Genomic DNA, 8,253 nt, shown 5'->3' with positions numbered 1-8,253 from the left:
TTCAGCCAGTTGAACAACGAGGCTTCGGAAATCCCGAAGTCTCTCGCAATCTGCGATAACGGGGCCCGGGCTTTACGGGCCACAGCCACGACATCGTCACGGAACTCTTTCGGATAGGGCTTGGGCAAGAGATACATCCTTCCAGCGAGGACGAATCCTCACAGATCAGATGTCAACCAAACCCGGGGCAGACCCCACGACCGGAGGCGCAGGTGTTCTTGACCCTAAGGCGACTTCTGACGCTATGTACGCGTACTGGGAAGAGCAGGGGTACTCTCTCGGAAAGATTATCCCGCTCGATGAGGCAACGGGTTCTTTGGAAATAGGCGCAACTAGCTCCACCGGAATTCGGATTGGTTTCCGCATCGGGCCGAATGCCTCGCAATTACTAGCGAGAAGTGACTGTTCATTGGACTCGAGCCTCAAAAATATTCCGCCGGTCATGCCGGAAAATAGGGCTCAGTAACGTGCCGTGAGAGCTCGCTTGATGATTCTTACCGCAGGCCTCGTCGGAGCGTTATTCCTGTCTGGTTGTGGCTTGTTTTCTGGAGGAAACGTGGGTGAATCTGAGGGTGTCGGACGGGCTCCGGACACGATCCGGACGGATTTTTACGACACGATTGAAGCGAATGCTCAGCAGATTGGAATCGACTACCCGCAGTGGAATCGCGCCCAGCCGACTCAGGTTGATCGGGTGAGCTGTTATATCGGGGACAGCAAAGGCAGAGGCTTTTCTTACACTGCGGAGGGCGGGGGCGTGGCTGATCCGCAGGTGACCTCTGATGCGATGTATGCGTACTGGGAAGAGCAGGGGTACTCTCTCGGAAAGATTATTCCCATCAATGAAGCAACGGGGTCTTTAGAGATAGGCGCAACTAGCTCGACGGGGATTCGTGTTTGGTTTCGGATCGGCCCTAACGCATCACAGTTACTGGCGAAGAGCGACTGCTCACTCCACCCATCGCTGACCGATTTCCACCCCACCGGCTACCGGAAGCCTCGGAACCTGCGCCCTAACCGCGCAGCTGGTAACTCGCCAGCACGCCCTTGTGGTCCGTCGGCCACGGGGTATCGGCCAGTAGGAACGGGTCCTCGCCGGGCTCATCGACCCGTTCGCTCCGGACGATAGATGCCCGTGGTCCGACGACTTCAGCACTCGTCAGCTGTACGCGGGGGTCCGGGGAGTGGAAGACGTAATCGATTCTGTCCCGTTCGTCAGCTTCCGGAGCCCAAGTCAGCTCATTGATGCCGACGTTCGGATTACTGGCGGGCCAAGTGAACCCCGGATGCGTCACAGGGTCCGGGTGCGCATCCCGGTAGGCGTCCAGGAAACCTGCATCGTGCAGTGCCTGAGTCGACTCCCAGCGCATCACCACACCATTGTGATCGAACAGCCGGGTGGTACCCGGCGTCCAGTCCAGGGCCGAGGGCTCATTGAAATCGCCGCCCAGGATCACGGCGCGATTCCGCGCCTGTTCGTTGTGCGCATCGGAGATGAAATCGGCGATCTCTTTCGGCCGGCCGGAAGCTTCATTGACCCGTGAGATCGTCGCGACATCGGTGGTTGGACCATCCGGGATCTTCCCCCAGCCGGATTCGGACAGCTCACCGCGAGGCACACCCGCTCCGTAACCCCGGGGCAGGTACGTGGCGTACCACCGGTATTCCAGATGTGCGGCATAGGCGGCGACTTCGAGCGGGCCTACGGTCACCACGGCTTTGGTCATGAAAGGGAACTCGACCGCCTCGCTCATCGGGTGGCTCGAGATGATTGCGGTGTCCCCGGTCATCCGGTACTGGAAATTCGCCCCGGAGGCGTTCAGTTTCGTCACGATCTGCCCGGTGGTCTCTTTCGCCTCCAGGAGGAAAACCAAGGAGGCGCCGGAGGCTTCGATGATCTGCGCGATCATCTCCGTACCGCCCCGCACTCTTTTTCCACCGATCCAGGCGTTCAACACCAAGACTTTGAGAGTCTGAGGCTCGGGCGTCTGAGCGATGGGAGCAAGAGTAGCCGATGCTGCTGTCTGCACGGCTCCACCCGACAGCACGCCCCAGGCAGCGGTGCCGGCTAGTCCTCGAACCATGGATCGTCGTGAAAGCTGGGGCATCATTTTTCTCATCACCGTCTTCATGAAAGGGGACGGTTCTCATGCTAGGCAGCCGCAGAGAGCGATGTCATGCGGTTTCCCGGTAGTTCCAGGAAAGTTCATCCTGAGCCAGCGTCGGCTTCGAGCCGATGTCCGCAGAGTGGACATCGGCTGACGGAGATATCCTCACCGGAGAAAGCTGTGATTAAGATGTGCAGCACCGGTGCTGCGGGGGCGGATGGCTCCTACGGCACTCTGCATGAGACCGGATACGAGAACAGGATGCCGTAGATGACCGCACCGAGCCCGGCACGCCCCCAGCCGCACGATTCCCAGCCGAAAGAGTCCCAAGAGCTGCCCAATAGTCGGGGCCGCGTCATCGTGGCGAGCATGGTCGGCACCTCCATCGAGTTCTACGACTTCTACATCTACGCGACCGCGGCGGTGCTGGTTTTCCCGAGGCTGTTCTTCCCGGCGGCGGATGAGATCACCCAGCTGTTGAGCTCCTTCGCGGTCTTCGGGGTGGCGTTCATCGCCCGCCCGCTAGGTTCAGTGGTCTTCGGGCACTTCGGCGACAAGGTCGGGCGGAAGGGTACGCTCGTGGCGTCCCTGCTCACCATGGGCATCGCCACCTTCCTGATCGGCTGCCTGCCGACGGCCCAGGTACCGGGTTGGGCTGTGCTGGCCCCCGCGCTTCTGGTGATCCTGCGCTTTGCGCAAGGCCTCGCGCTGGGCGGGGAGTGGAGCGGTGCGGCTCTGCTGGCCACCGAGAACGCGCCGAAGAATCGCCGGGCCGTTTACGGTACTTTCCCGCAGCTGGGGGCGCCTATCGGGTTCATCCTGGCCAACGGCTTGTTTCTGATCCTGAGCGTGTCGATGCCGGCTGACGCTTTCACCGCCTGGGGCTGGCGGATTCCGTTCCTGGCGAGTGCTGTCATGGTGCTGATCGGTCTCTATGTGCGGCTCAAGCTCGTGGAGGCACCGGCCTTCCAGAAGGTCGTCGATGACGACGAAGTCTCCAAGCTCCCGATCGGCACAGTGTTCCGAACCAGCTGGCGGCCGCTGATCCTGGGGACCTTCATCATGCTGGCCACGTATGTGCTGTTCTATCTGATGACGACGTTCACGCTGACCTTCGGCACCACAGCGTCGTCCCTGCAATCGGCTCAAGAAGCGGCGGAAAGCGCCGGGCGGCCCATGTCTCAGACGGCTATCGACAGCTTCGTGCCGGGGCTCGGGTATGGCCGCAACGACTTCCTGCTCATGCTCATCGTCGGCGTCGTGTTCTTCGGTATCTTCACCCTCATCGCGGGCCCGATGGCGGAGCGGTACGGGCGCAGGCGCTCGCTCATGGTCATTACGGTGCTGATCATCGGCTTCGGGCTGAGCTTCCCGCTCTTCACCGGTGGCGGGTTCGTCGGGGCCATGGCCTGGCTGGTCGTCGGCTTCACCCTGATGGGCCTCACCTTCGGCCCGATGGGAGCGTTCCTGCCCGAGCTGTTCCCCACGAACGTCCGCTATACCGGCTCCGCGGTGAGCTACAACATGGCCAGCATCCTGGGCGCGGCGGTGGCGCCTTTTATCGCGGTAGCACTCTGGCAGGCCGCCGGGGGCAGCACGGGGCTCGTGGGAGTGTACCTGAGCAGCATGGCGGTGTTGACCCTAGTAGCGCTGTACTTCTCCCGCGAGACCAAAGACGATGACCTGGTGGCGCAATCCAGCTGAGTTCTTATGCGGGCTCAGTCTTCGATCGTGGCGATCACCGCTCCGGCGGAGACGGTGTCCCCGGGAGCTGATTTCAGTCCCCGGACGGTCCCGGAACGGTGCGCGGTGAGCGGCTGTTCCATCTTCATCGCTTCCAGGACCACCACTAGATCGCCTTCGGACACGGCCTCTCCGTCCGCAACAGCCACCTTGACGATGGTGCCCTGCATCGGTGAGGTCAGGGCGTCGCCATCGACGGATGCGGTAGCGGTAGAACGGGAGCGGCCGGCTTTCTTCTTGGCCTTACCGGTGCCTGCGGCACGTGCGGGGAGTCCCATAGCAGCGGGGAGCACGACCTCCAGCCGTTTCCCGCCGACTTCCACCGTGACTTTCTGCCGTTCGTCGGAATCGACATCAACCGCACTGGCGTCACCCGGGTTGAACGGCGGCAGGTCATTGACGAAGTCGGTCTCGATCCAGCGGGTATGTACCCGGAAAGGCTCTTCGGCATCCACCGGGGCGAAATCCAGATCGGCGACTGCGCGCCGGTGAAAGGGCAGCACCGTGGGCATCCCGGTGATGTCCATTTCCTCTAGGGCACGGCGGGAGCGCTCGAGCGCTTGCTGCCGGGTGGCCCCGGTGACGATGAGCTTGGCCAGCATCGAATCGAAGTTTCCGCCGACGACTTCCCCCGCTTCGATTCCGGAGTCCACTCGGACTCCGGGCCCGCTTGGTAGCTTCAGGGTCTCTACGGTTCCGGGCGCGGGCATGAAGTTCCGGCCGGGATCCTCCCCGTTGATCCGGAATTCGAAGGAGTGTCCGCGGATTTCCGGATCGTCGTACCCCAGGGCTTCGCCCTGGGCCAAGCGGAACTGCTCGCGGACCAAGTCGATGCCGGTGACTTCTTCGGAGACCGGGTGCTCCACCTGCAGCCGGGTGTTGACCTCAAGCAAGGAGATCACACCGTCCTGGCCGACCAGGAACTCGCAGGTTCCCGCACCCTGATAGCCCGCTTCGCGCAGGATTTCTTTGGAGGAGGAGTAGAGCCGGTCGAGCTGCTCGGTGCTGAGGAAAGGTGCCGGAGCTTCTTCGATGAGTTTCTGATTGCGTCGCTGTAAGGAGCAATCCCGGGTGGAGACCACGACGACATTGCCCTGGGCGTCGGCGAGGCACTGGGTCTCGACGTGCCGCGGTGCGTCGAGGAATCGTTCGACGAAGCATTCACCCCGGCCGAAAGCCGCGACGGCTTCACGGACTGCCGATTCGTAGGATTCCGCGATGTCTTCGCGCTCGCGGACCACTTTGATGCCGCGGCCGCCGCCACCGTAGGCGGCCTTGATGGCGAGCGGCAGGCCGTGTTCATCGGCGAAGTCGAGTACTTCCTGGGTGTTGCTCACCGGGTCTTTGGTGCCAGGGACCAGGGGTGCCCCGACTTTTTCGGCGATATGCCGGGCCTGGACTTTATCGCCCAGCTTGGCGATGGCTTCCGGCGGCGGGCCGATCCAGGTCAGCCCGGCATCGATGACGCGCTGTGCGAATTCTGCATTCTCGGAGAGGAATCCATAGCCAGGGTGAACCGCATCGGCACCGGCTGCTGCGGCAGCCTCCAACAGTCGGTCCTGGTCCAGATAGGACTCGGCCGCGGTCTGCCCGCCGAGAGCCCAGGCCTCATCGGCGAGGCGGACGTGCAGGGCGTCCCGATCAGGTTCGGCATAGACCGCAACCGACGCGATGCCTTCATCACGTGTGGCCCGGATCACGCGGACCGCGATCTCGCCGCGATTGGCGATGAGAACTTTCGTGATCGCCGGCCCCCCAGCCGGGATGGGACGAGGGGTGGTATGACTATCAGCAGGCACGTGGGGCTCCATTCTTATCTCCTCAGGGAGCCTAGCGCTTTGAGCTGATTTCACCTACGCTTCACACGATTTCCGCGCGCTCAACAGTCATTCTTTGTAGGTATCCCACAATTCAGTGATGCTTACGCCGGTTTCGCGCAGCAAAGCCCGCAGGGTGGAGATGGATAATCCGACGACGGCATGCGGATCGCCGTCGACGCGTTCGATGAATGCAGAGCCCAGGCTATCCAGGGTGAAAGAGCCCGCGACCTCTAAAGGCTCTCCCGTGGCCACATAGGCGTCGATCTCTGCTGCAGACATGTCGCCGAAGTACACCGTGGCCGATGCCAGCGCCCCCATGCCGGGGCTGGCGGCGTCGGTGCGGCAGTCGATCAGCCAGTGCCCCGTATGCAGTACGCCGGAGCGGCCGCTCATCTGGCCGATCCGCTCCCGGGCGACTTCGGCCTCATGGGGTTTCCCGTAGGGGAGTCCGTCGAATTCGAACACCGAGTCGCAGCCGATCACCAAGGATCCCGCACTCTCTGGGCGGGCTGCGACATCCTCAGCCTTCGCCCGAGCCAAGAGCAGGGCTGTCTGTGCCGGTGTCACTTGGCCAGCTGCCGCGGTGACGGCGTCTTCGTCCACGGAGGAGGCCTGAATGCGGTGGCCGACCCCGGCCTGGCGCAGTAGTGCGGTGCGGGCGGGCGAGGCTGAGGCGAGGATCAGCTGGGGTGAGTTCACGCCAGCAGCCTAGCTTATTGCTGGGGTCTGCCCCAAGTACCGCGCAATTACGCTAAGCCCCGCATCCCTTGAGAGCTCTTTGTAACTCAGAGAGGAGCCCCATTATTGAGTATCTGGAGCATGGAGTGAACTTTTCGAACTTTGCCCCTGGTGCGAGTGATCCGAATTCGTAGACTTCGAACTCATGGAACCAAGACGCTTCCGTTCAGGTTTCAGGGGGTGCATCGTTGATCCTTGTATTAGATCCGGGGGGGGGGGGGAAGAATGAGTTATTCACTCGCTATCGGTAGAGATGTACTGGCATCCGGGGTGAATTAAGCAATGAAGTATGTACTCGCATTATTGAGGATCAGGGGGCCGGTTGATGTCACGCCTAGTGGCAAGCAGGTGTCGGCGTCTTTGATCTGCTGTCTGGATTTGGATGCTAGAGAAAATTGGACGAATGCATGCGCTAGCATTCTTAGATGGAAGATGCTGAGAGAATTTTACCTACGACCATTTGGGTAATTTATTTGACAGGATTTACGGTATCGGGAACCTACGCTCTGTTCTTATGGTGGAGGGAGATTATTCTACCCGTCGCTAGAAGAAGTGAGCTGACTAAGAATAATATATATAGATTTACTTTTTTGAATTAAAAACTAAGGGTAAAATTAAAAAACTCATCTCTGAATACGGCTGGGGTCCATCGAATTTCATGGATCGTCGTCGAATGGTTGAAAATGCTGCTGCGCCGAGAAGAAAGCTGCGGTTTGCTTTCGCGCTGTATATGTTTTTCTCGATGAGTCTAATATACCTTATTCCTGGTCCTGAATATTTATCTAATTGGTCGGAGTCGCAGATAGGCGGATTCGCGCTCTCTCGGTTCCAGGGGTCTATTGTGCTGGGAGTAATCTCCGCAGTCATCGTCTGGATTCTAATGACCCTTACTATCAATTTTGATCATAGTTTTATGATTCTTCACAGTTTTTGAAGATCGATGATTTATCTAGATATAAATATTTCTTACAAAATGGTGGGTCGCGAATAGCTTTTGCGCGCGAGGTTCAAAAAGTGTCATCCATGTTATCTTTATATATGTTTTCCAGTGCTTCGAGGCTTGAAGCACATCTTGAAAAATTTAAAGACCCTGGTGAGTGGGACTGTTTGTCGCGAATCGAAGTTCAGCGAGTTGCGGGAGCAGCTGTTCGTGGTATCTATGACGGAACAATTTGCAAAAAAGGATTAATGGCGTTCAGCGACTTGAATTATTCCTTAAGCATGCTGTTCCTGTGTTACTTGGCCCTGGCGCCATTGCCACACTAGTTCTGGTGATTCTGCAGCTGATCGGTCTTCGATGATTCAGGGGCTGGAACCACGTAAGTGAAGCCTTTCGTCTAATCTGGGCCCGCTCGTGTGGTTCATCGTTGCTGCTGGCGGTCGGCGTCGGCACGCGCCCAGGAACGGCACTGCCCTAACGGGGCGAGCACCCAGGTGTTGTCAAGGAGCGACGTCCGGGACACTATAGGTGGGGGCCAAAGTGAATTGTCCTGGGTTTGGTTCCGTTCTTTATAGGAGGATGGAAGTATGCCACGTCAGTATCCGCCGGAGTTCCGGCAGCGAGCGTTACGGATGCTCGAAGAATCTGTTCCGGATCATGCCACTGAGTTCGCGGCGATTAAGCATGTTGCTTCTCGGCTGGGGATGGGCTCGGAAGCGTTGCGTCGTTGGCGACGTCAATCCGAAATTGATTCCGGTACCCGCCCTGGTCTGGGTAGTGAAGAGCATGCCGAGATCAAACGCCTCAAACGTGAGGTGAGTGAATTGCGCCGGGCTAACGAGATTCTGCGCAGCGCGTCGGCTTTTTTCGCGGCGGAACTCGACCGACCCGCACCGAGATGATC

General features: G+C 59.6%; 7 protein-coding genes. 3 read left to right on the top strand and 4 right to left on the bottom strand.

Annotated features, from left to right (window positions below; translation table 11 throughout):
* Together C501_RS13760 and C501_RS0100460 are read right to left on the bottom strand one after the other, a co-directional pair.
* Window positions 1-128 (bottom strand): transposase (locus tag C501_RS13760; protein ID WP_026174448.1); only part of this gene is annotated, 128 nt, incomplete at its 3' end.
* Window positions 129-1,013: 885 nt separating this feature from the next.
* The gene (locus tag C501_RS0100460) at window positions 1,014-2,108 is read right to left on the bottom strand and encodes an endonuclease/exonuclease/phosphatase family protein (RefSeq protein WP_043567748.1); all 1,095 of its coding nucleotides are present in this window, start codon (window positions 2,106-2,108) and stop codon (window positions 1,014-1,016) included.
* A gap of 369 nt (window positions 2,109-2,477) precedes the next feature.
* Here C501_RS0100460 and C501_RS0100450 point away from each other — a divergent pair, with 369 nt between their 5' ends.
* Complete coding sequence (locus C501_RS0100450) at window positions 2,478-3,812, top strand: MFS transporter (RefSeq protein ID WP_245532362.1); 1,335 nt, start codon at window positions 2,478-2,480, stop codon at window positions 3,810-3,812.
* A gap of 14 nt (window positions 3,813-3,826) precedes the next feature.
* On the opposite strand, the gene C501_RS0100445 is transcribed toward C501_RS0100450, so the two are convergent.
* Window positions 3,827-5,662, bottom strand: coding sequence for an acetyl/propionyl/methylcrotonyl-CoA carboxylase subunit alpha (locus C501_RS0100445; RefSeq protein WP_051064427.1), 1,836 nt, complete (start codon window positions 5,660-5,662; stop codon window positions 3,827-3,829).
* Between the two features lie 75 nt (window positions 5,663-5,737).
* A complete protein-coding gene (locus C501_RS0100440; protein ID WP_018133673.1) occupies window positions 5,738-6,370 on the bottom strand; it encodes a Maf family protein in 633 nt (210 codons plus the stop codon).
* A 969-nt stretch (window positions 6,371-7,339) separates the two neighbouring features.
* Between C501_RS0100440 and C501_RS14105 the strand changes: the two genes are divergently transcribed.
* Both C501_RS14105 and C501_RS11910 read left to right on the top strand, forming a co-directional pair.
* Window positions 7,340-7,675 carry a hypothetical protein gene (locus C501_RS14105; protein ID WP_156807544.1) on the top strand — a complete coding sequence of 112 codons (336 nt, stop codon included), beginning with the start codon at window positions 7,340-7,342 and terminating at the stop codon, window positions 7,673-7,675.
* A gap of 261 nt (window positions 7,676-7,936) precedes the next feature.
* Window positions 7,937-8,251, top strand: coding sequence for a transposase (locus tag C501_RS11910; RefSeq protein ID WP_018133671.1), 315 nt, complete (start codon window positions 7,937-7,939; stop codon window positions 8,249-8,251).
* Window positions 8,252-8,253: the final 2 nt, after the last annotated feature.

Source organism: Acaricomes phytoseiuli DSM 14247, from assembly GCF_000376245.1.
GTDB classification, from domain to species: Bacteria; Actinomycetota; Actinomycetes; order Actinomycetales; family Micrococcaceae; genus Renibacterium; species Renibacterium phytoseiuli.
Note: the sequence above shows the minus strand (reverse complement) of the source record. Positions and strands in the feature narration are given on the sequence as shown.

What these genes read in the sequence shown, in the direction of transcription:
- C501_RS0100445 (WP_051064427.1), bottom strand. Translation starts at nt 5,662, where the DNA reads ATGGAGCCCCACGTGCCTGCTGATAGTCATACCACCCCTCGTCCCATC.
- C501_RS11910 (WP_018133671.1), top strand. Translation starts at nt 7,937, where the DNA reads ATGCCACGTCAGTATCCGCCGGAGTTCCGGCAGCGAGCGTTACGGATG.
- C501_RS0100460 (WP_043567748.1), bottom strand. Translation starts at nt 2,108, where the DNA reads ATGCCCCAGCTTTCACGACGATCCATGGTTCGAGGACTAGCCGGCACC.
- C501_RS0100450 (WP_245532362.1), top strand. Translation starts at nt 2,478, where the DNA reads ATGGTCGGCACCTCCATCGAGTTCTACGACTTCTACATCTACGCGACC.